Here is a 23,623-nt window from a genome sequence, read left to right as displayed (position 1 = left end):
GGGGCCGACATGACCGATCTGACCAGACTCTCCGCCGCCGACCTCGCCGCGCGTCTGCGCTCCGGCGAGGTCTCCAGCGTCGAGGCGACCCGTGCGCACCTCGACCGCATCGCGGCCGTCGACGGCGGCATCCACGCGTTCCTGCATGTCAGCGACCACGCGCTCGAGGTCGCCGCCGACATCGACGCGCGCCGCGCCGCCGGCGAGCAGCTCGGCGAACTGGCCGGTGTGCCGCTGGCGATCAAGGACGTGCTCGTCACCACCGACATGCCCTCCACCAGCGGGTCCAAGATCCTCGAGGGCTTCATGTCCCCGTACGACGCGACCGTCGTCGCCCGGTCCCGGGCCGCGGGCCTGGTGCCGCTGGGCAAGACCAACATGGACGAGTTCGCGATGGGCTCCTCGACCGAGCATTCCGCCTACGGTCCCACGCGCAATCCGTGGGACCTGGGCCGGATCCCCGGCGGCTCCGGCGGCGGCTCGGCCGCGGCCGTGGCCGCGTTCGAAGCCCCCCTGGCGCTGGGATCGGACACCGGCGGCTCGATCCGTCAGCCGGCGCACGTCACCGGCACCGTGGGCATGAAGCCGACCTACGGCGGCGTCAGCCGCTACGGCGCCATCGCCCTGGCATCCAGCCTCGACCAGGTCGGCCCGGTCTCCCGCACCGTCCTCGACTCGGCGCTGCTGCACGACGTGATCGGCGGGCACGACCCGCACGACGCGACCTCGCTCACCGACGCGTGGCCCTCGTTCGCCGCCGCCGCCCGGGAAGGCGCCTCCGGCGCCGTCCTCAAGGGGCTCAAGGTCGGTGTCATCCGCGAGCTGCCCGACAGCGGGTTCCAGCCCGGGGTCGCCGCCTCGTTCCGCGCCGCACTGGCGGCGATGGAGGCCGCCGGCGCCGAGATCGTCGAGGTCAGCGCGCCGCACTTCGAGTACGGGGTCGCCGCGTATTACCTGATCCTTCCGGCCGAGGCCTCCAGCAACCTGGCGAAGTTCGACTCGGTCCGCTTCGGGCTGCGCGTCGACGTCCCCGGCGGCACCGTCGAGGACGTCATGGCCGCCACGCGCGACGCCGGATTCGGCGAAGAGGTCAAGCGCCGCATCATCCTGGGCACCTACGCGCTGTCGGCCGGCTACTACGACGCCTACTACGGAAGCGCGCAGAAGGTGCGCACCCTCATCCAGCAGGACTTCGACGCGGCGTTCGGGCAGGTGGACGTCATCGCGACGCCGTCCGCGCCGACCACGGCCTTCCGCTTCGGTGAGAAGGTCGACGACCCGCTGCAGATGTACCTCAACGACGTGACGACCATCCCGGCCAACCTCGCGGGGGTCCCGGGGATCTCGATCCCGTCGGGCTTGGCGGACGACGACGGGCTGCCCGTCGGCATCCAGTTCCTCGCGCCGGCGCGCGAGGACGCCCGGCTCTACCGGGTCGGCGCCGCACTCGAGGCCCGTCTGGTTGCCGAGTGGGGCGGATTGCTGCTGGACCGCGCGCCCGCGCTGGACGGATCGAACGGAGGGGCCCGCTGATGGCACGCGATGCGCTGATGGACTTCGACAAGGCGCTCGAGCTGTACGAGCCGGTGCTCGGCTTCGAGGTGCACGTCGAGTTGAACACCGCGACGAAGATGTTCTCGGCCTCGGGCAACCCGGCAAACGCCGCGAACCACGACGCCGCGCCCAACACGCTGGTCTCACCCGTCGACATGGGCCTTCCCGGCGCCATGCCCACCGTCAACGAGACCGCGGTGCGCTACTCGATCAGCCTGGGCCTGGCCCTGGGGTGCTCGATCGCGCCGTCGAGCCGGTTCGCCCGGAAGAACTACTTCTACCCCGATCTCGGGAAGAACTACCAGATCTCGCAGTACGACGAGCCCATCGCGTTCGACGGTGAGGTGGAGATCGAGCTGGCCGACGGTGAGCGGGTGATCATCCCCATCGAACGCGCGCACATGGAGGAGGATGCCGGCAAGCTCACGCACATGGGCGGGTCGACCGGGCGCATCCAGGGCGCGGAGTACTCGCTGGTCGACTACAACCGCGCGGGCGTGCCGCTGGTCGAGATCGTGACCAAGCCCATCTTCGGCGCCGAGCACCGGGCCCCCGAGGTGGCCAAGGCCTATGTCGCGGCGATCCGCGACATCGTGATCGCCCTGGGCATCTCCGAGGCCCGCATGGAGCGCGGCAACCTCCGCTGCGACGCCAACGTGTCGCTGCGCCCCCGCGGCCAGGAGAAGCTCGGCACGCGCACCGAGACGAAGAACGTCAACTCGATGCGGTCGGTCGAGCGCGCGGTGCGGTACGAGATCCAGCGGCAGGCGGCGATCCTCGCCGCCGGCGGCACCATCACGCAGGAGACGCGGCACTGGCACGAGGACACCGGCACGACGTCGCCGGGCCGCCCCAAGTCGGATGCCGACGACTACCGCTACTTCCCGGAGCCGGACCTGCTGCCGGTGGAGCCGTCGCCAGAGCTCATCGAGCAGCTGCGGGCCGCCCTGCCCGAGCCGCCGGCCGCGCGCCGCCGCCGGCTCAAGGCCGACTGGGGCTTCGCGGACATCGACTTCCAGGGCGTGGTCAACGCGGGCCTGCTCGCCGAGGTCGAGGCGACCATCGCTGCCGGGACGACGCCGGCCGCCGCCCGCAAGTGGTGGATGAGTGAGATCAGCCGCATCGCCAACGCGCAGGGCGTCGAAGCGGCCTCGCTCATCGAGCCGGCACAGGTCGCCGAGGTGCAGAAGCTGGTGGATGCCGGCACGCTGACCGACAAGCTCGCCCGCCAGGTGCTGGAAGGCGTCGTCGCGGGCGAGGGCACGCCGCAGGAGGTCGTCGACGCCCGCGGGCTCGCGGTCGTGTCGGACGACGGCGCGCTCATCGCGGCGATCGACGAGGCGCTGGCGGCGCAGCCGGACGTGCTGGCCAAGATCCGCGACGGCAAAGTGCAGGCCGCCGGTGCGGTCATCGGCGCGGTCATGAAGGCCATGCGCGGCCAGGCCGACGCCGCCCGGGTGCGCGAGCTCATCCTCGAACGCGCCGCCCAGTAGCAACCCCCACCGCCGTCCGGGAGCACCGACCGCCGTCCGCGCGAGAACAACGGCACGCCGAGAGAACGGGTGAACCCCGTGCTCTCGGCCGCCGGATGTTCTTTCGCGGGGCCGCGATGTCGGCGCGAGCGCGGAGAATAGGGGCATGGGACGCGGGGACGGGAGCGGACGGCGGGTGTCGCCGCCGGACGCCGACGACACCGGCACGCGCATCCTGCACGTCGACATGGATGCCTTCTACGCGTCCGTCGAGGTGCTCTACGACCCGTCGCTGGCCGGCAAGCCCCTGATCGTCGGCGGCGCCGAGGGTCGCGGCGTGGTCTCGAGCGCCTCGTACGAGGCCCGCCGGTTCGGGGTGCGCTCGGCGATGTCGACCGGGCAGGCCCTGCGCCTGTGCCCGCACGCGATCGTCGTCACTCCGCACTTCGACCGGTATGCCGCGCTGTCGCGGCAGGTCATGGACATCTTCCACTCCGTCACACCCCTGGTCGAGCCGCTGTCGATCGACGAGGCGTTCCTCGACGTCTCCGGCGCCCGGCGCCTGTGGGGCAGCCCCGGCCGCATCGCGGCGATGCTGCGGGAGAGGGTGCGCGCCGACACCGGGCTGACCTGCAGCGTCGGGGTGGCCGCGACCAAGCACGTCGCCAAGATCGCTTCGACCCTGTCCAAGCCCGACGGCCTGCTCGTCGTCAGCGCCGCCGAGACCCCGACGTTCCTGGCCGGGCTGCCGGTCCGTGCCCTGTGGGGCGTCGGGCCGAAGGCGGCCGAAGCTCTGGAGGGACGGGGCATCCGTCTGGTGGCCGACATCCTCACCGCCCCGCGGTCGGTGATCGAGCGCACCCTGGGCGCGGCCGGGGGAGCGCGAATCCTGCAACTCGCGCGCGGGGAGGACCCGCGCACCGTCGAAGTCGACCGGGTGGAGAAGTCCGTCGGCCACGAGGAGACCTTCCTCGAGGATGTCGCCGACCCCGCCGTCCTCCGCTCCGAGCTGCGGCGGCTGGCCGACCGCGTCGCGGCCCGTCTGAGGGAAGGCGGCTGGGAGGCCGGCACCATCGCCATCAAGCTGCGCTTCGCCGACTTCACGACGCTGTCGCGTTCCCAGTCCCTGCCCGAACCCACCCACGTCGGACAGCGCATCGGCGATGTCGCGATCGATCTGCTGTCGCGGGTCGACCTCGTCCAGCCGGTCCGGCTCATCGGGGTGCGCGGCGAGAAGCTGCGCACCACCGGCGGCGGGGCGCTCGCGCTGTGGGATGAGGACGAGGACTGGCGCCGGGTGGACGAGGCGCTCGACGACGCGCGGGCCCGGTTCGGACGGGCCGCGGTGACGCGTGCCAGCGTCCTGGGACCACGGCGCGACGTGAATGCGCTGCCGTCGAGTCCGCGACCGGGTCATCACCAGGAGCATTGACCGCCCGACCCCGTTCCGCCGGCGGCGCCGGGGCAGTACGGTAGAGCCATGCCCAATCTCGCACTGGAACTCGGCAAGCAGGCGGCCTCGCTCGGCGTCACCAGCGTGTACGGAGAGCAGCAGGACGTCGACGGCGTCCGATTCATCCCGGTGGCCGCCTCCTGGTCGGCGTTCGGCGCCGGCGAGGACAACGCCGAGAACGGGGGAGGCGGCGGCGCAGGCCTGACCATTCCCCTCGGGGCATACATCCGCCGTGGTGACGATCTGCGGTTCGAGCCGAACCTCGTGTCGTTGCTCGCGGTCGCCGTGCCCCTGGCCTGGGTCGCCGGGCGCGCCCTCGCGCGCATCATCCGTGCCCTCAAGCGGTGACGATCCGGTCGGCGCGGCGCTGGGCCGCGCCGCCGCCTGGGTTCTCGACGCGCTGAGCCGCTGCCGCACCAACGCACCGGTCGTGCTCATCGACGGCCGTTCCGGGTCCGGCAAATCGACCCTCGCCGCGGCCATCGCCCAGTCGGCGTCCTCGGACGGTGCGCCGGTGACGCTGTTGGCCCTGGACACGATCTACCCCGGCTGGGACGGGCTGGCCTCCGCCAGCGACATCCTCGCCGCTGACATCCTGCAGCCCCGGGCGGACGGCCTGCCGGGGCGGTGGCGGCGTTGGGACTGGGAGAAGGACCGGCCGGCCGAGAGCTCTGCGACCGACCCGCGCACCCCGCTGATCGTGGAGGGGGCGGGCGCGCTCACCCCGCGCACCGCACCGCTGGCCGACATCACCGTGTGGCTCGAGTCACCGGCCGTGTCACGGCGGGAGCGGGCGCTGGCCCGCGACGGCGACACGTACCGTCCGCACTGGGAGCGCTGGGCCGCGCAGGAGCGCGAGCATGCGCGGCGTCACGCGCCCGCGCGTTGGGCGACGCACGTGTTCACCGTCCCGTGAGCGGCTGATCATCCCTCGAGGGTGCTGATCATCCCTCGAGGGCGCGGACGAGCCCGTCGAGCCGATAGCCGAGCCATTCGTAGAAGCCGAACCGGGGATCGTCGGGATCCCCGTCGGTCTCGTCCTCGATGCCCAGCCGGGACGCGAGCACGAGCCGCAGGGCGGACAGGGTGCGCAGCCAGGCGCCGGCGTGCTCGGCATCCAGGGCCACCGCATACTCGGCCGAGGTGTCGTCGGGGTCCAGCCGGGTCGGGTCGAGCAGCTCGCCGTCGCTGCGCAAGGATGCCAGCACGCGCGCGGCATCGTCGGCGCGGCGCCGGAGCAGGTCGCTCTCGGTGAGTGTGCGGAACTCCTGGGCCGCGGCGGGGTCGTCCTGGTACGCGTCGGGGACCAGCCGCGCCACCGCGGGGTCGTGCGCGGGCGGGACCGCGCCGCTGACCAGCTCGCTGAACTGCAGCGTCAGGGCCGTCAGGTGCGCCGCCTCGAGACGGGTGAGCACCAGGAGGGCCGCGGGCGCGCTCATTGCGGGGCCTCCCGCACGGTCGCCCACAGTCCGTAGTCGTGCATCGCCGCCGCATGCAGTTCCATTTGTTCCCGCGCACCCGAAGCCACGACCGCGTGCCCGTCATGGTGCACGGCGAGCATGAGCGCGTGCGCGCGCTCCCGGGAGTAGCCGAAGTACTCGCGGAACACGTGCACCACGTAGCTCATGAGGTTGACCGGATCGTTCCACACGACCGTCTGCCACGGGCGGGAGGCCACCGTGGTGGCCTCGAGGTCGACGTCTTCCAGGGGGAGAGTGCCCGCCATCACGCCCACCCGAGTTCGTGCAGGCGCGCGTCGTCGATGCCGTAGTAGTGCGCGATCTCATGCACGAGGGTCGTGTGCACTTCGTCGCGCAGACCGTCGAGATCGTCGCAGACATCCAGGTGCGGCTCACGGTAGATCATGATGCGGTCGGGCAGCTCACCCATGCCGTACTGGCCGCGTTCGGTGAGCGCGAGCCCGTCGTAGAGGCCGAGCAGGTCGAGGCTGCCGTCTTCGGGCCGGTCCTCGATGAGGAAGATGACGTTGTCGAGCCCCGCGACCATGTCGTCGGGCAGGCGGTCGAGCTCCTCCGAGACCAGCGTCTCGAACGCCTCGGCATCCATCTCGATCACTTCCACCCCTCGTCCTGGCGGGTCGTCGGGCCCCGACGCAGACACCATGCCCACCCTACCGTGACGGGTGGTCTGCGGTCCGGCGGCGCGGTCGCCGGCCCTCAGCTCAGGCTCTTGTCGATGCCGACGAGGATGTTCTCGGGGCCGCGGACCGCCGAGACGGAAAGAGACGAGGCCCACACCCGGGCCGGACGGTTTCCGCCGACCGCGGGTGTGAGCCTCGCCCACGTGGGGTGAGTAACGGGACTTGAACCCGCGACCCCCTGGACCACAACCAGGTGCTCTACCGACTGAGCTATACCCACCATGTGCCTGTACAGGCAACCCGAACAGTCTATTACAGTCCGGAGGCGAACGACGACACCGTCGCCGCCGCGACCTCCCGCGCCGACTCGCTGGTCGGTCCCGGCTGGGCCACGAACACCGCCTGGCGATAGTAGGACAGCTCGCGGATGGATTCGCGGATGTCCGCGAGCGCCCGGTGACCGCCGTTCTTCTCGGGCGCGTTGTAGTACGCGCGGGGATACCAGCGCCGCGACAGCTCTTTGATGGTGGACACGTCGACGTTGCGGTAGTGCAGCCACCGGTCGATGCGCGGCATGTACTTGGCGAGGAACATGCGGTCGGTGCCGATCGTGTTGCCGGCCAGGGGAGCCTTGCCCTCGGGAACGAACCGCTGGATGTAGTCGAGCGTCTCGAGTTCGGCCTCCGCCAGGCTCACCCCGCCGGCGATCTCATCCAGCAGTCCCGAGGCGCGATGCATCTCGGTGACGAACTCGTTCATGTGGTCGAGCGCCGCCTGACTCGGCTTGATGACCGTCTGGAAGCCGGCGTCGAGCGGACGCAGCTCGAAGTCGGTCACGATCACAGCGATCTCGACCAGTTCGTCGACCGCGAGATCGAGACCGGTCATCTCGCAATCGATCCAGACGAGACGGTCATTCTCAGCGGCGGATACCATGCCGCCAGTCTACTGACCGCGGCCGACATGCCCGACGGTGCGGGCGACGCCCCTCCAGGAGGATTCGAACCCCCGACCTGGCGGGTAGAAGCCGCTCGCTCTGTCCACTGAGCTATGGAGGGTGAAGGTGCGCCTCCTACGGTACCGCCTGGCGTCGATCCCGCGCACGCTGGGCCGCCGCCCGGGGCCGCGGGCCTGGCGCCCGGAGACGGCGCGGCGTAGGGTCGGTCGCACCTGACGAGTCGAGGATGAAGGAGTCACGCATGAGCACCGCATCACCGGCATCGACCCTCTGGGTCGCGTACGGCTCACAGGGCAGGGTGGCGGGCAGCATCCGTCGCACTGCGGACGGGTACACCGTCACGATGGCCGACGCCGATGCCAGCCTGGGCACGTATCCGACCATGGAGGTCGCCAAGAGCGCCCTGCACAGCCACATGCCCCCCGGGGCGGACTGGCCGATGTTCCGCGAGCACTGAGCGGCGGCGTACCTACGCCACCGGTGCGGTCGCCGCCACGGGGACCGGCTCCCGGCGGCGCCGCCGCCGGTCGAACCAGGGGAGTGTCACGTGCACGAGCGGGCCGATGAGCACCGCGAACAGCACGGTGCCCAGGCCCACGGTGCCGCCCAGCAGCCAGCCCGCGATCAGCACGGTGACCTCGACGCCGAGGCGGCCGGCCCAGATCGGCCAGCCGAAGCGCTGATTCAGCCCGGTCATGAGGCCGTCCCGCGGGCCGGGCCCGAAGTTCGCGCCGATGTACAGCCCTGAGGCGACGGCCACGACGACGACGCCGCCGAGGAAGACCGCGAACTGCAGCCACCAGCCGTGCACGGCCGGCACGACCGCGAGCGTGCCCTGCATGCTGGTGCCGACCAACAGGATGTTCGCGACGGTGCCGATGCCCGGCTTCTGCCGGAGCGGGATCCACAGCAGCAGGACGAGGAACCCGACCGCGTTGGTGACCCACCCGATGCCGATCCCCGTCTGCTTCGAGACGCCTTCGGCGAAGACCGTCCACGGATCCAGGCCGATCCCGGCGCGCACCATGAGGGCGCACCCGGCGCCGAACAGGCCGAGACCGACGAGCAGCTGCGCGAAGCGGAGAAATCGCATGAAGACATCCAATCGCACATTTGGCCTTCTGTGAGCAGTCCAATTCCACTAGCGTGGCCGTGTGGACTCCCGGATCACCGCACGCGCCCTCGCCCATGCCCTCGGCGGATGGCGCACACGCGAGCCCGCCTATGAGGCGCTGGCCGACGGCATCCGCCTGCTGTGCCTGGACAATCGACTCGCCCCGCGCACGGCACTCCCGGCCGAGCGGGAACTGGCCGCCGCCCTCCATGTCAGCCGCACGACGGTGGCCGCCGCGTACCGGGAGCTGCGGGCGACGCGGCACATCGAGAGCCTGCGCGGCTCCGGCAGTGTGACCCTGCCGCTGCCTCGGCGCGAGACGGGCCCGGTCCCGGTGGACGGCGACGCGCTCGACCTGCAGCGCGCCAGTCCGGCAGCCTGGCCGGGGCTGGCCGGCATCCTCACCGATGTCGCACAGGATGCCGCGGCACTGGTCGCGCGGGCCGGCTACGACGTGTGGGGGCACCGGGCGCTGCGTGCCGCGATCGCGCAGCGGTACAGCGAGCGCGGCGTGCCGACCTCGGTGGACGAGATCATGGTCACCACCGGTGCGCAGAGTGCGATCGACCTGCTGGGCCGTCTGCTGCTGACCCGCGGGGCGCGCGCGGTGATCGAGACGCCGACCTATCCGCACGCGGCGGAGGCCCTCCGCTCGGCGGGGGCGCGTCTGGTGTCGGTACCGGTCACCGTGGATGCCGGATGGGACCTCGATCGCGCGGTGCAGGCGTTCGAACGGACCCGGCCTGCGATGGCCTACCTCATGCCGCGCTTCCAGAACCCGACGGGCCGCTGCATGACGGAGACCGAGGAGGCCGCCATCGCGCAGGCGGCACGGCGGGCGGGCACCGTCATCGTCGTCGACGAGACCACCGGGGACCTGGCGATCGACGGCCCCGTGCCGCTGCCGGCGTTCCGGGAACACGACGTGGTGCGGGTGGGTTCACTGGGCAAGACCGTCTGGGGCGGGCTGCGCGTGGGGTGGATCCGCGCCCGCGCCGACCTCGTGCAGCGGCTCGCGGCCGCCCGGCCGCGCCATGACCTGGGCACCCCGGAGTTCGAGCAGGCGGTCGCCCTGCGCACCATCCCGCTGCTGCCCGACATCCTCCGCCAGCGCGCGGACCTGCTGCGCGCCGGACGCGATGCGCTCGTCGACACCCTGTCGGCGGGACTGCCCGCCTGGCGGGTCCCGCGTGTGTCGGGCGGTGTCGCGCTGTGGATCGAGCTCGACGCGCCGCTGAGCTCGAGCCTGGTGCTGGCCGCGCGTGCCCGCGGCGTATACCTCTCGGCGGGGTCGCGCTTCGCCGTCGACGGCGTCCAGGACCGGCACCTGCGGGTGCCGTTCACCGAACCGGCGGATCAGCTCGCGCGCGCCGCGGAGGTGCTCGTCGACTGCTGGCCGGCGGTGCGCTCGGCCGCGCCGGCCCCGGCCGCCGATCTGGTCGACGCCGTCGTCTAGCGCGACAGCCGCAGGCAGTCGACGGCCTCGGCCGCGGTCCAGAACGCCCCCACGGTGCGGAACCGGCGGCTGGGCACGTGGAAGCGGCGTGCCTCCCAGCGCACGCCGTGCGGTCCGCGCTGGGCCGCCAGGTGACCGACCGCGCGGCCGTCGGTGTCGACGACGCGCCACAGGTTGGGCCCGACCGCGAGCAGTCGGGCGTGTGCGGTCAGGGCGGGGCCGGCGAGGTCACGGTGCGCGAGTGCGGTGGTCATGTCTCTCCCTTCCGCGTCGAACATACGTCCGGCCTCCGACATCGCCGGGCGCACCACGGCCTCGCCGGAGCGCCGCTTCCTCCACACCGGCACCTCTGCCCCGATCTGTCCACAGATGCCGCGCATCGCCGCCCGGCGACCGGCGCCGTGCCCGACGCTGGTGGGGCTCCGGCATCCGTGGGGCACGCGGATGCCGGAGCAGGGCGGACAGGCCGCCTCCCGATCGAAGGAGACATCATGAAGGAACGCATCACCGTCGTGGGCAACATCGCGACCGTCCCCGAGCAGCGCAAGCTGGGCAGCGGTGACACCGTCGTCAATTTCCGCCTCGCCGCGAACCACGGGCACTGGGACCGCGGTGCCGGAAAGTGGGTCGACGGCGAAGCCAGCTTCTACGCCGTATCCGCGTATCGTGCGCTGGGCGAGCACGCGCTCGCGTCGCTGCATCGGGGCGAGCGGGTCATCGTGACCGGGACCTTCCGCGTGCGCGAGTGGGACACCGGCCAGAAGCAGGGGATGGCCGCGGAGATCGACGCGGAGGCGCTCGGTCATGACCTGCGCTGGGGGACCAGCCTCTTCCGGCGCGCCCAGCCGACGTCCGAGAAGACGGGCGAGCGTGAGGATGCGGTCAGCGACGGATCGCCGGCGGCGTGGCAGGCGCCGGAGGCGGAGGCGTCCGACGCCCCGGCGTCCGACGCCCCGGAGTGGGCCGCGGTACCGGCCGGCGGGGCCACCGTGGCCTGATGTCAGGTCGGGCGCAGACGCGGCCCCTAGAATCGCGGGGTGCGCCGATTCCCCGCATCCCGCTTCCGACGAGCCCGTCTGCTCGTGCCCGTAGCCGGCGCGGCGCTGATCGTGATGGCCGTGACGGCGTGCACAGCGCCGCCGCCGCCCGCCCCGACGCCGTCGCCGACCGACACCGCACCGGCGGTCACGCCGTCGGCCACCCCGACGCCCACCGGTCCCGTGCTGGTGCCCGACGGGTCGGCGGCTGACAACCTGCCCCTGTTCCGCGACGTGGTCGAACAGGTCGCCGCCGAGCACGACGCCGTCGAAGGGCGGCTTTACATCGACGCGCTCGTCGCGGCCGGATTCGACAAGCAGGCCATGCAGGTCACGCGCGACCGGACGACGGTGGACAACCCGGCAGACAGCATCCAGTTCTCCGTCCTGTGGGGCCAGGAGTGCCTCGTGGGGCAGGTCGGCCCGTCGACACCGGATCCGACCGCCGTCGTGCTGCCGGCCCTGCCCTCGGGGGGATGCCTGGTCGGGGACACCCGCGACATCGACTGGTGAGCGCTCTGCGGCGTCGTTGAGGGGCGCGCCGGTAGGCTAGAGGGAACTTCCGCCGGATCCGGCGAATCACCGTGAGCAGTAAGGGGCGTGCAGACGCATGGCCGAGTACATCTACCAGATGGTCCGTGCCCGCAAGGCGGTCGGCGAGAAGCTGATCCTCGATGACGTGACGATGGCGTTCCTGCCGGGCGCCAAGATCGGCATGGTGGGGCCCAACGGCGCGGGCAAGTCGACGATCCTCAAGATCATGGCCGGGCTCGACCAGCCGTCCAACGGCGAGGCGAAGCTGACCCCGGGCTACAGCGTCGGCATCCTCATGCAGGAGCCCGAGCTGGACGAGACCAAGACGGTCCTCGAGAACATCCAGGACGGCGTGGCCATCAAGGCCAAGCTCGACCGGTTCAACGAGATCTCGGCGCTGATGGCCGATCCCGACGCGGACTTCGACGCGCTGCTGGCCGAGATGGGTGTGCTGCAGGAGGAGATCGACGCGGCCGACGGCTGGGACCTCGACTCGCAGCTCGAGCAGGCGATGGACGCCCTGCGCACTCCGCCGGCCGACGCCGCGATCGCGCCGCTGTCCGGCGGTGAGAAGCGCCGCGTCGCCCTGGCGAAGCTGCTGCTGCAGAAGCCCGACCTGCTGCTGCTGGACGAGCCCACCAACCACCTCGACGCGGAGAGCGTGCTGTGGCTCGAGCAGCATCTGAAGGCGTACAAGGGCGCCGTCATCGCCATCACCCACGACCGGTACTTCCTCGACAACGTCGCGGAGTGGATCGCCGAGGTCGACCGGGGCCGGCTGATCGGCTACGAGGGCAACTACTCGACCTACCTCGAGAAGAAGGCCGAACGACTCGACATCCAGGGCAAGAAGGACGCCAAGCTCGCCAAGCGCCTCAAGGACGAGCTCGAGTGGGTCCGCTCGTCGGCCAAGGGCCGCCAGACCAAGTCCAAGGCTCGTCTGGCCCGCTACGAGGAGATGGCCGCCGAGGCCGAGCGCACCCGGAAGCTCGACTTCGAGGAGATCCAGATCCCCGCCGGCCCGCGCCTGGGCAACGTCGTCATCGAGGCGAAGAACCTGCGCAAGGGCTTCGGCGACCGGCTGCTCATCGATGACCTGAGCTTCAGCCTCCCGCCCAACGGCATCGTCGGTATCATCGGCCCCAACGGCGTCGGCAAGACCACCCTGTTCAAGACGATCGTCGGGCTCGAAGAACTCGACGGCGGCTCGCTCAAGATCGGCGAGACCGTGAAGATCAGCTACGTCGACCAGACCCGCGCCAACATCGACCCGAACAAGACCCTGTGGGAGGTCGTGTCCGACGGACTCGACATCATCACGGTGGGTAAGACCGAGATCCCGTCGCGGGCCTACGTGTCCAAGTTCGGGTTCAAGGGCCCGGACCAGCAGAAGAAGGCCGGCGTCCTCTCCGGTGGTGAGCGCAACCGGCTGAACCTGGCCCTGACCCTCAAGGAGGGCGGCAACCTGCTGCTGCTCGACGAGCCCACCAACGACCTCGACGTCGAGACCCTGAGCTCGCTCGAGAACGCGCTGCTGGAGTTCCCCGGGTGCGCGGTGGTCATCACCCACGACCGGTGGTTCCTCGACCGCATCGCCACGCACATCCTCGCCTACGAAGGCACCGACGAGAACCCGGCGGCGTGGTACTGGTTCGAGGGCAACTTCGAGGCGTACGAGGCCAACAAGATCGAGCGCATGGGCCCGGAGGCGGCGCGTCCGCACCGCACCACCCACCGCAAGCTCACCCGTGACTGAGTCCGCCCCCGACGCCGGGCACCGGCGCATCCACGTCCCCATCCACCTGCGCTGGGGCGACCTCGACGCGTTCAACCACGTGAACAACACGTCGATGCTGAAGCTGCTCGAAGAGGCCCGTGTCCGGGTGTTCTGGATGCCGGTGGCCGGCGAACAGGCACCCGACACGGCCGTGGTCGAGTCGGGCCTGCAGTCGGGCACGATCACCCTCATCGCCCGCCAGGAGATCGAGTACCTCGCTCCGGTGCCCTACCGGCGCGAGCCCCTCGACGTGCAGATGTGGTTCGGCAAGATCGGTGGCTCGAGCATCGAGGTCTGCTACGAGGTGTTCAGCCCGGTCGAGGAGCGCCCGCGCGTGCTCTACGCCCGGGCGACGACGGTCGTGGTGATGGTCGACGTCGCGACCGGCCGGCCCACCCGGCTGTCTGCGCGCATGCGGGACGCATGGCGGCCGTACCAGGGGCCCGCGATCACGTACGGGCACCGGCGCTGACCGCGTCCGGTCACGGTGCGGGCACGCGCACCATGATCTCCTGCGCGACGGTCGCGACCAGCACACCCTCCCGGGTGTAGATGCGTCCGGTGCCCAGGCCCCGTCCGCCGCGGGCGCTGGGCGACTCCTGGTCGTACAGCAGCCAGTCGTCCACGCGCGCCGGGCGGTGCCACCACATGGCGTGATCGAGGCTGGCCACCTTCAGTCCGGGGTGCGACCAGCTCACGCCGTGTGCCCGCAGCACCGACTCCTGGATGCTCAGGTCGCTCATGTACGCCAGGGCCGCCCGGTGCAGTGCCGGGTCGTCGGGCAGCGCCGCCCGGGTGCGCATCCAGACCGACTGCCGGGGTGCCGGCTCGCCCTCGACCCGGCTGTAGATCGGGGAGGGCACATGGCGCAGTTCCACCGGTCGATCCACGAAGAACCGCTTGGACATGGGGTGCAGTCCGCTCAGACCCTCTTCGACGTCGGGCAGATCCTCCGGCATCGGCACGTCGGACGGCATCGGCGCCTGGTGGTCCAGCCCCGCACTGTCGATCTCGAACGAGGCGATCATCGAGAAGATGGGCAGCCCGTCCTGATACGCCTGCGTACGGCGTGTCGAGAACGACCTGCCGTCGTGGATGCGGTCGACGGCGAAGGTGATGCCGCGTTCGGCGTCGCCGGGGCGCAGGAAGTAGCCGTGCATCGAGTGCACCGTGCGGTCGGGCGGCATGGTGCGCTCGGCGGCGATCACGGCCTGCGCCAGCACCTGGCCGCCGAACACCCGGCCGGTGGGCATGCTGTGGGACACGCCGGTGAAGATGTCTTCGGTCGTACGCGCCGCCCCCGAGTCGAGGGTCAGGACCTCCAGCAGCGCCCCGACGGGGTCGACATCTTCGGACACGCATGCTCCATCCCGGTCGACGCCAGGTGCATCGATCCGTTGGTAGTTTAGGGCTGATGGCCCCACGTCTCCTGTTCTGCGACGAGCCGAGCGCCGTCGATGCGCTGACGTTCGCGCAGCGGGCCGCCCGCGTCGAGGACGGTGTCGTGCACCTGCGGGCCGGGGACGGTGTGCTGACGATGACCGCCGCCGCGCTCACGCCGCGCGGCCTGCTCGATGCGACACCGACCGTCATCGGCATGCGCGTGATGGCCGTCGATCCGGAGCTGGTGTGTGACCTGAGCGTGGATGCCGCCACGCTCCTGCGCACCGGATCGGCCCTCGTGCTGCCGGACACCGCCGTGCGCGCACCGTGGACCGGGGTGTCGCCGCCACGCACCGAGTGGCGTCCGGTGGGTGAGCTGTCCGCCGGCGTGCTGGCGGTCACCGCCGAGCACGGGGTCGCGGAGGTGGCGACACGCGTCCCGCCGCAGGCGGGGGAGGATGTCGTGCGCGCCGTGCGCACGGCGGTGTGGGGGCAGGACGACCCGGCGCTGCACGGGTTGCCGCGCGCCGTCGCGTTCGCCGCGTTCACCTTCGGCTTCCTCGGCGGCGACGAGACCGCGCCGGTCCGGGTGTCCGGCGCCTGGTCGCGCGTGACCCTGCGTCGCGGCCACGTGCTGGTGCGCCGTCAGCAGGTGCCCGGGATCACACCGGTACGCCGCACCGGTCGGTGACTTACACGGCGGCCGCAGCCGCACGCCCGGCGACGCGGCCGGAGAACAGGCAGCCGCCCAGGAAGGTCCCCTCCAGCGCCCGGTAGCCGTGGACGCCGCCACCGCCGAACCCGGCCGCCTCCCCGGCCGCATACAGCCCGTGGATCGCCGCGCCGTCGGCGCCGAGCGCCTGCCCGGTCAGGTCGGTCTCGATGCCACCCAGGGACTTCCGGGTGACGACGTGGAGTTTCACCGCGATGAGCGGCCCCGCCTTCGGGTCGAGGATGCGGTGCGGGGGCGCCGTGCGCACGAGCCGGTCGCCGCGGAAGGCCCGCGCCGACCGCAGCATCGCGATCTGGGCGTCCTTGGTGAAGTCGTTGACGACGTCGCGGTCGCGCGCTTCGACCTCGGTGCGCACGCGGTGCGGGTCGAGGACATCCCCGCCCGGCAGCGCCTGCATCCCCGCGATCAGCTCTTCGAGGGTGTCGCGCACCACGAAGTCGGCGCCGCGGTCGAGGAACGCCTGCACGGGTCCGGCAGCGCCCTTGCCGAGCCGGGACCTGGCGAGCAGCGCGATGTCCTTGCCGGTCAGGTCGGGGTTCTGCTCGCTGCCCGAAAGGGTGAACTCCTTCTCCACGATGCGCGAGGACAGCACGAACCAGGAGTGGTCGTGGCCGGTGCCGCGCAGGTGCGCGAGGGTGCCCATCGTGTCGAACCCGGGGAACAGGGGCACGGGCAGGCGCGCACCGGTGGCATCCAGCCACACCGAGGACGGGCCGGGCAGGATCCGGATGCCGTGGTGCGGCCAGACCGGGTTCCAGTTCTGGATGCCCTCGACGTAGTGCCACATCCGGTCGCCGTTGATGAGGTGCGCGCCGGCGGCCCGGGCGACCTCCTGCATCGATCCGTCGACGTAGGCGGGCACGCCGCTGAGCATGGATGCCGGTGGCGTGCCCAGTCGCGCCGGCCACTGTGCACGGACGAGGTCGTGGTTGCCGCCGATGCCGCCGGCCGCGACGATGACGGCCCCGGCGGTGATCTCGAACGCCCCCACCACCTCGCGCGAGGTCGCGACGCCCCGGGCTGCACCCGACGGCGCGAGGATGTCGCCGGCGGCCCCGGTGACGGCACCGTCGGCGAGGAGCAGCCGCCCGACCCGGTGGCGGGCCAGCACCGTCACCCGGCCCTCGCGCTCACCGTCTTCGACGGCCTGCTGGAAGGGCGCGACCACGCCCGGCCCGGTGCCCCACGTGATGTGGAATCGGGGCACCGAGTTGCCGGGACCGGTCGCGAGATAGCCGCCGCGCTCGGCCCAGCCCACGACGGGGAAGAACGTCATCCCCAGCCCGCGCAGCCAGGCGCGCTTCTCGCCGTGCGCGAAGTCGAGGTACGCGTCGGCCCATTGCCGCGGGCGGGCGTCCTCCGTGCGGTCGAACCCGGCGGTGGCGTACCAGTCCTGCCGGGCCAGTTCGAGCGAGTCCGAGATGCCCATGCGGCGCTGTTCGGGCGAGTCGATGAAGAACAGCCCGCCGAACGACCAGTGCGCCTGCCCGCCGAGGTTGGTCCGCGGTTCCTGATCGACGATCGTGACGCGGCGCCCGGCCGCGAGCGCTTCGCCGGCGGCGACGAGACCGGCCAGCCCCCACCCGATGATGAGCACGTCGGTCTGGTGGGTCTGCGGGTCGTGCGGCATGACTACTCCTTTGTAGGCAGCATCGTCAGATCGGTGGCGTGCGGCGTGCGCGCCGGGCCGATCCCGGTGGGTTCGAACGTGTTCACCATGGCGTGTGCGGCGCGTTCGAAATAATCCCACATGGTCGCCTCGTGCAGGGGCGACAGGTCGAGCGCGTCGACCGCCGCGCGCATGTGCTTCAGCCAGCGGTCCCGGGCATCCGGGTTCACGTGGAACGGCACATGCCGCATCCGCAGGCGGGGGTGGCCGCGTTGCTCGCCGTAGGTGGTCGGGCCTCCCCAGTACTGCTCGAGGAACATCCGCAGGCGGTCGGCGGCGGGACCCAGATCCTCCTCGGGGTACATGGGCTTGAGCACCTCGTCCTCGGCCACGCCGGCGTAGAACACTTCCACCAGCCGGACGAAGGTGGCGTGCCCGCCGATCTCGTCGTAGAAGCTGGTCGGGTTCTCGCGGGTCATGACGTCTCGCCTTCGGGGGGTTCGGGTGCGGGGTGCGGGGATGCCGGCGGTTCGGCGTCGGCGGGCGGCGTGCCCTTCCGTGGTCGCCACACGGGCCGGGCCCGCGGCTTGGCCACCGGGGTCGGGCGGGTGCGCGGCGGGTTGGCACCCCGCACCCGCTGCGCGCCTTCGAGCCCGGTGAGCAACACCGAGTTCAGCTGCGGCAGCTCCAGGCCCATCTCGTCGAGGGCGCGCTTCAGACGCATCCGCAGTTCCTGCGCGACATCGTCCTTCGCGTTGGCGCGGGTCTTCATGACCAGGCGGATCACGAGCGCCTCGCCGGTGACCGATTCCAGCCCCCACATCTCGGGCTGCTCGATGATCCGGGTGCGCCACTTGGTGTCACCGGCCAGCTCGCCGGCGGTGGCCAGCAGCCGCGCCTCCACCTCGTCCAGGTCGGCGCCGGTCGGCACGGCCACATCGACGATGACCCGGGCCCAGCCCTGGGACATGTTGCCGATGCGGGTGATCTCGCCGTTGCGGACATACCAGAGGGTGCCGTTGACGTCCCGCACGTGGGTGATGCGCACGCTCACGTACTCCACGATGCCCGCAGCCAGTCCCAGGTCGACGACGTCGCCGATGCCGACCTGGTCCTCGGCCACGATGAAGATGCCGTTGAGCACGTCCTTGACGATGTTCTGGGCGCCGAAGCCCAGCCCGGCGCCCAGCGCCGCCGACAGCAGGGCGAAGGAGCCGAGGGCGTCCGGGGCGAGCTGATGCACGATCAGCAGCAGGGCGATGACGACCAGGGCGATGTTGACGATGTTCTGCAGGATCGAGCCGAGCGTGCGGGTGCGCTGCACGAGCCGCACGGCCGACAGCGGCGACTGCTCGAGAGCCTGGGTGTCGTCGACGTTGGCCTTGTTCTTGGCGCCGGACACGATGCGTGCCACGACCCGCCGGATCACGAACCGCAGCAGCCAGGCCACCACGACGCAGCCGACGATGATCCCCGCCACGGCGAGCAGGTTCGCCCCGGCGGCGGCCAGCCAGTCGAGGAAGCCGGCCCAGAAGTCGGGGGACGCGAGGACGGGCTCAGGGTCGCCCTCGGATTCGAGGTAGCGCATCGGTTTCGATCCTAATGACCGTGCGCGGGGCGCCGGCTGAATCCGACGGAGAAGCCCCCTGCAGCCACAACGGCCGGCAGGGGGCTTCTCGCGCTCGCGGCGCGGTACCGCGGTATCACGTGCCTCGTCCGGGCGGCTACTGCGCGTCGCGCTCCTGCACCGACAGGGCGCGCTCGACACCGGCGAGGTTCTCGGCGACGAGCCGGCGCAGCGCGGGGGGAGCGTCGCTGTGCGTGCTCAGCCAGGCACGCGTCGCATCGCGCAGGCGCGTGTCGGCCAGGGCGGCCGGGTACAGACCCGTGATCAGGTAGTTCGCGATCTGATACGTGCGGTTCTCCCACACCGGCAGCAGCATGTCGAAGTACGGCTCGACGAAGGCCTCCAGCGCGGCCACGCCCGCGGGGTGCACGAGGCCCAGGGCCGCGGAGCGCACGACGGTGTTGGGCAGGTCGGCCGAGTCGACCAGCGACGCCCATGCCTGACGCTTGGCGTCGACGGTGGGCAGGGCCGCCTTGGCCTGCGCGGCGAACTCGCCGCCCTTGGCCGTGTTGTCGGCGGCCAGGGCCGCGTCGATGTCCGCGGCGGTGACCCGGCCCCCGGCGGCCAGCGACACCAGCAGCGCCCACGACAGGTCCGCGTCGATCTCCAGACCCTCCAGCACGGTCTCGCCGTCACGCAGGCGACGCACCTGCTCCCAGTGCGCGTCGGTGGCCGCGGCCGAGGCGAACGCGGTCACGAACTGCAGCTGGCTGTCGCTGCCGGCATCCGCTTCTTGTGCCAGCGCCCACAGGCCGTCGGCGACCTTCGCGCGGGCCGCGTCGCGCGTGGCCGGCGCCACGTACGCGTTCGCGGTGAGCTGCAGCTGCTGCAGGGTGGTGCGCACGGTCGTGGACTCCGTCTCGGCGCCGATGTTGGCCAGCACGAGATCGATGTAGTCGGACGCCGATGCCTCGGCGTCGCGGGTCTGGTCCCAGGCGGCACCCCAGACCAGCGACCGGGCCAGCGGGTCGGCGATCGTGCCCAGGTGCGCGATCGCGGTCTGCAGCGACTGCTCGTCGAGGCGGATCTTCGCGTAGGCGAGGTCGTCGTCGTTGAGCAGGATGAGGTCGGGCCGGCGCCGCCCCTTCAGCTCGGGCACTTCGGTCAGGTCGCCGTCGACGTCGAGCTCGATGTGGTGCGTGCGCACGAGAGCGCCGCCGTCGAGATCGTAGAATCCGACACCGAGCCGGTGCGGACGGATGGTGGGGTAGTCCGCCGGCGCGGTCTGGACGATCGCGAAGCGGGTGATCACGCCGTCGGCGTCGGTGGCGACGGCCGGGGAGAGCGTGTTGACCCCGGCGGTCTCGAGCCACTTCTTCGACCAGGAGTCCAGTTCGCGCCCACTGGTGGCCTCGAGCTCGGTGAGCAGGTCGCTCAGCTCGGTGTTGCCCCAGGCGTGCTTCTGGAAGTACGCGGACACGCCGGCGAAGAACGCCTCGATGCCGACCCAGGCGGCCAGCTGCTTGAGGACCGAGCCGCCCTTGGCGTAGGTGATGCCGTCGAAGTTGACCTGCACGTCTTCGAGGTCGTTGATCGTCGCGACGACCGGGTGCGTGGAGGGCAGCTGGTCCTGCCGGTACGCCCAGGTCTTCTCCATCGCGTTGAAGGTCGTCCACGCGGCGGTCCATTCGGTGGCCTCGGCGGTCGCGATCGTCGAGGCCCACTCGGCGAACGACTCGTTGAGCCACAGGTCGTTCCACCACTTCATCGTGACCAGGTCGCCGAACCACATGTGGGCCAGCTCGTGGAGGATGGTCACGACCCGCCGTTCCTTCACGGCGTCGGTCACCTTCGAGCGGAACACGTACGTCTCGGTGAACGTGACGGCACCGGCGTTCTCCATCGCACCCGCGTTGAACTCGGGGACGAACAGCTGGTCGTACTTGGCGAACGGGTAGGGGACGCCGAACTTCTCCTCGAAGTACGCGAAGCCTTCGCGGGTCTTGTTGAAGATGTAGTCGGCGTCGAGGTGCTGCCACAGGCTCTTGCGCCCGTAGACACCCAGCGGGATGACGCGACCCGACGCACTGGTCAGTTCGGCGAAGGTCGCCTCGTACGGCCCCGCGATCAGCGCGGTGATGTACGACGAGATGCGCGGCGTGGGTTCGAACGTCCAGGTCGCGACGCCGTCACCGGCCGCGACCGGTTCGGGGGTGGGGGAGTTCGAGACGACCTGCCACTGCGCCGGCGCGGTCACCGTGAACTGGAACGTCGCCTTGAGGTCGGGCTGCTCGAACACGGCGAACACGCGGCGTGAGTCGGGCACCTCGAACTGCGAGTAGAGGTAGACCTCGCCGTCGACCGGATCGACGAACCGGTGCAGTCCCTCACCGGTGTTCGTGTAGAGGCAGTCGGCGTCCACGACGAGCTCGTTGTCGGCGGCGAGGCCGTCGAGGGCGATGCGCGAGTCCGCGAACGCGGTGGCCGGGTCGATCGCGCGGCCGTTGAGCGTGATCTCGTGCACGGTCCGGGCGATGAGGTCGATGAAGGTCGCCGCCCCCTCGGTGGCCGCGAACCGGACCACGGTGCGGGAGCGGAACACCTCCGGTCCGGTCGTGAGGTCCAGTGCCACCTCGTACGAAGTGGTGTCGATGATCGCGCGGCGCTCCTGCGCTTCGCTGCGGGTGAGGTTCTCTCCAGGCACGTGCGTGACTCCCATGGGTTCGGGTGGATGCCGGTCGCCGGCGCTGCTGGCGCCGACGGCAACCCGTAAAGCCTACGCGTCTCCGGCCGCCGACTGGCGTCGGATATGACTGCGGGCGTGCTCGATCGCCTCCGGCAGCGTGGTGAACAGGTGCTTGTGGTGGCGGAGGGCGCCGAGCACCCCCACCGTGCGGAACAGCCCCTCGTGCCGCGGCTGCACGCCCTTGATGAGCACGGTGATGCCGCGCCGCTCCAGCGCATGGACGATGTCGCCCAGGCTGCGCGCGCCCGTGGCATCCACCAGCTCGAGCGCGCTCATGCGCAGGATCACGACGGTGACCCCGGCCACGCCGGACACTTCGTCGAGGACCCGGTCGGCCGAGGTGAACAGGAGCGGGCCGTCGATGCGGATGATGGCGATCCCCTCGTCGCCCGGCTCGGCGTCGCCGGTGATCTGCTCCCGGTGGATGCGGGAGGCCCCCGACAGGCTGCGCAGCGCGATCACGCCGGCGAACGCGACGCCGATGATCACCGCGATGATGAGGTCGAAGGCCACCGTCACCACGGCGGTGAGGATGAACGCCAGCGCGTCGGCGCGGGTGGAGCGCAGGATGGCGCGGGCGGTGTCGCGGTGCACCATCCGCACCGCGGTGACCATGAGCACGCCGGCCAGCGCCGCCAGCGGGATCTGGCCGACCGGCCCGGCGGCGACCAGCACCACGCCCAGCAGCACGACGGCGTGGAAGGCGGAGGCGATCCGCGAGCGCCCGCCGGCACGCACGTTCACGGCGGTGCGGGCGATCGCCCCGGTGGCGGGCATGCCGCCGAACATCGCCGCGCCCAGGGAGGCGACGCCCTGGCCGACCAGCTCCCGGTCGGGGTCGTAGCCGCCCACCTCGGCCAGTGACGAGGCCACCCGCGCCGACAGCAGCGATTCGATGGCCGCCAGGGCCGCGACGGTGACGGCCGGCATCACCAGCTCCGGCAGCACAGCCGGGTCGATCGTCGGCAGTGCGGGCACCGGGAGAGACGAGGGCAGTTCCCCGATGGTCGCCAGCGGCGTGGGCACCACGAGGACCAGGACGGTCACCACGATGATGCCCAGCAGCGAGCCGGGGATCGCGTGGTGGATCCGCGGGGCCAGGAGCATGCAGGCGGCCACGATCGCGGCCGCGCCCAGCGCCCACAGCAGGTAGACGGGGTCGGCCGAGCCCAGCGACTCGATGGCGGCGATCACGGCGTTCGTGCTGTGGTCGGTGGCGGGCGCGCCGGTGGTGATCTGCGGCACCTGCTGCAGGAAGATGATGACCGCGATGCCGAGGGTGAACCCCTCGATCACCGGCCAGGGGATGAACGACACCGCCCGTCCCAGACGCAGCGCACCCGCGGCGAGCACGATCGCGCCGGCCATCAGGGTGACGGTGGCCACCGCGCCGACGCCGTGGTTCATGACGATCGGCGCGAGCACGACGACCATCGCGCCGGTCGGACCCGACACCTGGACGTGCGAGCCGCCGAAGATCGCGGCGAGGAATCCCGCGATGATCGCGGTCACCAGGCCCGCTTCCGCGCTGAGTCCCGAGCTGATGCCGAATCCCAGCGCCAGCGGCAGGGCGACGATGCCGACGGTCACACCCGCCACCAGGTCCCCGCGCCAGGTGCGGCGGGCCCCGGTGTAGTCGGCGCGCGAGGGGAGTAGCGTCGCGGCGCGGGTGAGCACGCGGCGGGTGCGGGCGGGCCGGGCGACGTCGGTCACGGTGTGACCCCGATTTCGGGCAGCTGCGCCGCGTCCCCGAGCAGGTCGCGGTCGCCGGCGAGCAGGTCCAGCAGCAGGGCGCGTGCCGAGGTCAGCAGACCCGCCACCTGCGGCGTTGCCAGCCGGTAATAGACGTGGCTGGCGCGCCGCTCGGATTCGACGAGGCGATGGCGGCGCAGCACGGCGAGGTGCTGTGACAGGTGGGACGCCTCCAGCCCGGTGTCGGTCTGCAGCACCGCGACACTGACCTCGTCGGCGGCGGTGAGCAGTTCCAGGATGCGGATGCGCAGCGGGTGGGCGAGGCCTTTGAACAGGTTCGCTTTCACTTCATAGAGCGGCTTCTGGGAGGGAGTCAATGGCATGATGAAACCATCATATCGCAGGCCTCCCTGCGAGAACGGCTGAATAGGATGGGG

25 protein-coding genes and 2 tRNA genes are annotated in these 23,623 nt (G+C 71.4%); 12 read left to right on the top strand and 15 right to left on the bottom strand.

Going from position 1 to position 23,623, the window contains the following annotated elements:
• Positions 1–9 precede the first annotated feature (9 nt).
• The 5 genes from gatA (at position 10) to ACQ143_RS02600 (ending at position 5,395) form a co-directional block, all read left to right on the top strand.
• The gene (gene gatA, locus ACQ143_RS02620; protein ID WP_449569160.1) at positions 10–1,533 is read left to right on the top strand and encodes an Asp-tRNA(Asn)/Glu-tRNA(Gln) amidotransferase subunit GatA; all 1,524 of its coding nucleotides are present in this window, start codon (positions 10–12) and stop codon (positions 1,531–1,533) included.
• Positions 1,533–3,047, top strand: a complete 1,515-nt coding sequence (gene gatB / locus ACQ143_RS02615) for an Asp-tRNA(Asn)/Glu-tRNA(Gln) amidotransferase subunit GatB (RefSeq protein WP_449569159.1) — start codon at positions 1,533–1,535, stop codon at positions 3,045–3,047. The genes gatA and gatB overlap by 1 nt, the downstream gene beginning before the upstream one ends.
• A 145-nt stretch (positions 3,048–3,192) precedes the next feature.
• Positions 3,193–4,458: a DNA polymerase IV gene (gene dinB, locus ACQ143_RS02610; protein ID WP_449569158.1), complete on the top strand. Its 1,266-nt coding sequence runs from the start codon at positions 3,193–3,195 to the stop codon at positions 4,456–4,458.
• Between the two features lie 48 nt (positions 4,459–4,506).
• On the top strand, positions 4,507–4,827 hold the full coding sequence (locus tag ACQ143_RS02605; protein ID WP_449569157.1) for a hypothetical protein: 321 nt from the start codon (positions 4,507–4,509) through the stop codon (positions 4,825–4,827).
• The gene (locus tag ACQ143_RS02600; RefSeq protein ID WP_449569156.1) at positions 4,811–5,395 is read left to right on the top strand and encodes a hypothetical protein; all 585 of its coding nucleotides are present in this window, start codon (positions 4,811–4,813) and stop codon (positions 5,393–5,395) included. The genes ACQ143_RS02605 and ACQ143_RS02600 overlap by 17 nt, the downstream gene beginning before the upstream one ends.
• Before the next feature lie 28 nt (positions 5,396–5,423).
• On the opposite strand, the gene ACQ143_RS02595 is transcribed toward ACQ143_RS02600, so the two are convergent.
• The 6 genes from ACQ143_RS02595 to ACQ143_RS02570 all read right to left on the bottom strand — a co-directional run bounded on the left by ACQ143_RS02595 (position 5,424) and on the right by ACQ143_RS02570 (position 7,638).
• Entirely contained in the window at positions 5,424–5,918 is a 495-nt protein-coding gene (locus ACQ143_RS02595; protein ID WP_449569155.1) for a DUF2017 family protein, read from the bottom strand.
• Positions 5,915–6,205 carry an ATP-dependent Clp protease adapter ClpS gene (gene clpS / locus ACQ143_RS02590; protein WP_449569154.1) on the bottom strand — a complete coding sequence of 97 codons (291 nt, stop codon included), beginning with the start codon at positions 6,203–6,205 and terminating at the stop codon, positions 5,915–5,917. Before clpS ends, ACQ143_RS02595 begins: the two co-directional genes overlap by 4 nt.
• Positions 6,205–6,561: a metallopeptidase family protein gene (locus ACQ143_RS02585; protein WP_449569153.1), complete on the bottom strand. Its 357-nt coding sequence runs from the start codon at positions 6,559–6,561 to the stop codon at positions 6,205–6,207. Before ACQ143_RS02585 ends, clpS begins: the two co-directional genes overlap by 1 nt.
• Before the next feature lie 223 nt (positions 6,562–6,784).
• Positions 6,785–6,860: transfer RNA gene (locus ACQ143_RS02580), tRNA-His, on the bottom strand.
• A gap of 32 nt (positions 6,861–6,892) precedes the next feature.
• Positions 6,893–7,516, bottom strand: a complete 624-nt coding sequence (orn, locus tag ACQ143_RS02575) for an oligoribonuclease (protein ID WP_449569152.1) — start codon at positions 7,514–7,516, stop codon at positions 6,893–6,895.
• 49 nt (positions 7,517–7,565) lie between these two features.
• Positions 7,566–7,638 (bottom strand) — tRNA-Arg (locus ACQ143_RS02570).
• 141 nt (positions 7,639–7,779) lie between these two features.
• Here ACQ143_RS02570 and ACQ143_RS02565 point away from each other — a divergent pair.
• Entirely contained in the window at positions 7,780–7,995 is a 216-nt protein-coding gene (locus tag ACQ143_RS02565) for a methyltransferase (RefSeq protein ID WP_449569151.1), read from the top strand.
• A gap of 12 nt (positions 7,996–8,007) precedes the next feature.
• Here the strand turns inward: ACQ143_RS02565 and yczE are convergent, their stop codons facing one another.
• Complete coding sequence (yczE, locus tag ACQ143_RS02560) at positions 8,008–8,631, bottom strand: membrane protein YczE (protein ID WP_449569150.1); 624 nt, start codon at positions 8,629–8,631, stop codon at positions 8,008–8,010.
• Positions 8,632–8,692: 61 nt separating this feature from the next.
• On the opposite strand from yczE, the gene yczR reads away from it, so the two are divergent.
• Positions 8,693–10,108 (top strand): MocR-like transcription factor YczR, encoded by a 1,416-nt coding sequence (gene yczR, locus ACQ143_RS02555; RefSeq protein ID WP_449569149.1) that lies wholly within the window; start codon positions 8,693–8,695, stop codon positions 10,106–10,108.
• On the opposite strand, the gene ACQ143_RS02550 is transcribed toward yczR, so the two are convergent.
• Positions 10,105–10,362: a hypothetical protein gene (locus ACQ143_RS02550; RefSeq protein WP_449569148.1), complete on the bottom strand. Its 258-nt coding sequence runs from the start codon at positions 10,360–10,362 to the stop codon at positions 10,105–10,107. The genes yczR and ACQ143_RS02550 overlap by 4 nt on opposite strands.
• A gap of 237 nt (positions 10,363–10,599) precedes the next feature.
• Between ACQ143_RS02550 and ssb the strand changes: the two genes are divergently transcribed.
• The 4 genes from ssb (at position 10,600) to ACQ143_RS02530 (ending at position 13,928) form a co-directional block, all read left to right on the top strand.
• On the top strand, positions 10,600–11,106 hold the full coding sequence (ssb, locus tag ACQ143_RS02545) for a single-stranded DNA-binding protein (protein WP_449569147.1): 507 nt from the start codon (positions 10,600–10,602) through the stop codon (positions 11,104–11,106).
• A gap of 39 nt (positions 11,107–11,145) precedes the next feature.
• Positions 11,146–11,658, top strand: a complete 513-nt coding sequence (locus ACQ143_RS02540; protein ID WP_449569146.1) for a DUF6993 domain-containing protein — start codon at positions 11,146–11,148, stop codon at positions 11,656–11,658.
• 97 nt (positions 11,659–11,755) lie between these two features.
• Entirely contained in the window at positions 11,756–13,435 is a 1,680-nt protein-coding gene (gene ettA / locus ACQ143_RS02535; protein ID WP_449569145.1) for an energy-dependent translational throttle protein EttA, read from the top strand.
• Positions 13,428–13,928, top strand: coding sequence for an acyl-CoA thioesterase (locus ACQ143_RS02530; protein ID WP_449569144.1), 501 nt, complete (start codon positions 13,428–13,430; stop codon positions 13,926–13,928). The genes ettA and ACQ143_RS02530 overlap by 8 nt, the downstream gene beginning before the upstream one ends.
• Positions 13,929–13,938: 10 nt before the next feature.
• Here the strand turns inward: ACQ143_RS02530 and ACQ143_RS02525 are convergent, their stop codons facing one another.
• Positions 13,939–14,814, bottom strand: a complete 876-nt coding sequence (locus tag ACQ143_RS02525) for an acyl-CoA thioesterase (RefSeq protein ID WP_449569143.1) — start codon at positions 14,812–14,814, stop codon at positions 13,939–13,941.
• Between the two features lie 56 nt (positions 14,815–14,870).
• On the opposite strand from ACQ143_RS02525, the gene ACQ143_RS02520 reads away from it, so the two are divergent.
• Positions 14,871–15,530: a hypothetical protein gene (locus ACQ143_RS02520; RefSeq protein WP_449569142.1), complete on the top strand. Its 660-nt coding sequence runs from the start codon at positions 14,871–14,873 to the stop codon at positions 15,528–15,530.
• 1 nt (position 15,531) lies between these two features.
• On the opposite strand, the gene ACQ143_RS02515 is transcribed toward ACQ143_RS02520, so the two are convergent.
• The 6 genes from ACQ143_RS02515 to ACQ143_RS02490 form a co-directional block, all read right to left on the bottom strand.
• A complete protein-coding gene (locus ACQ143_RS02515; RefSeq protein WP_449569141.1) occupies positions 15,532–17,202 on the bottom strand; it encodes an FAD-binding dehydrogenase in 1,671 nt (556 codons plus the stop codon).
• A 2-nt stretch (positions 17,203–17,204) separates the two neighbouring features.
• Entirely contained in the window at positions 17,205–17,660 is a 456-nt protein-coding gene (locus ACQ143_RS02510) for a globin (protein ID WP_449569140.1), read from the bottom strand.
• Positions 17,657–18,769 carry a mechanosensitive ion channel domain-containing protein gene (locus ACQ143_RS02505; protein ID WP_449569139.1) on the bottom strand — a complete coding sequence of 371 codons (1,113 nt, stop codon included), beginning with the start codon at positions 18,767–18,769 and terminating at the stop codon, positions 17,657–17,659. Before ACQ143_RS02505 ends, ACQ143_RS02510 begins: the two co-directional genes overlap by 4 nt.
• A 136-nt stretch (positions 18,770–18,905) precedes the next feature.
• Positions 18,906–21,452 (bottom strand): aminopeptidase N, encoded by a 2,547-nt coding sequence (pepN, locus tag ACQ143_RS02500; protein WP_449569566.1) that lies wholly within the window; start codon positions 21,450–21,452, stop codon positions 18,906–18,908.
• A 72-nt stretch (positions 21,453–21,524) separates the two neighbouring features.
• Positions 21,525–23,207 carry a SulP family inorganic anion transporter gene (locus ACQ143_RS02495; RefSeq protein WP_449569138.1) on the bottom strand — a complete coding sequence of 561 codons (1,683 nt, stop codon included), beginning with the start codon at positions 23,205–23,207 and terminating at the stop codon, positions 21,525–21,527.
• Positions 23,204–23,569, bottom strand: a complete 366-nt coding sequence (locus ACQ143_RS02490) for an ArsR/SmtB family transcription factor (protein ID WP_449569137.1) — start codon at positions 23,567–23,569, stop codon at positions 23,204–23,206. Before ACQ143_RS02490 ends, ACQ143_RS02495 begins: the two co-directional genes overlap by 4 nt.
• Positions 23,570–23,623 lie beyond the last annotated feature (54 nt).

The organism is Microbacterium pollutisoli (assembly GCF_053586795.1).
This window is presented reverse-complemented; position numbering and strand designations above follow the sequence as displayed.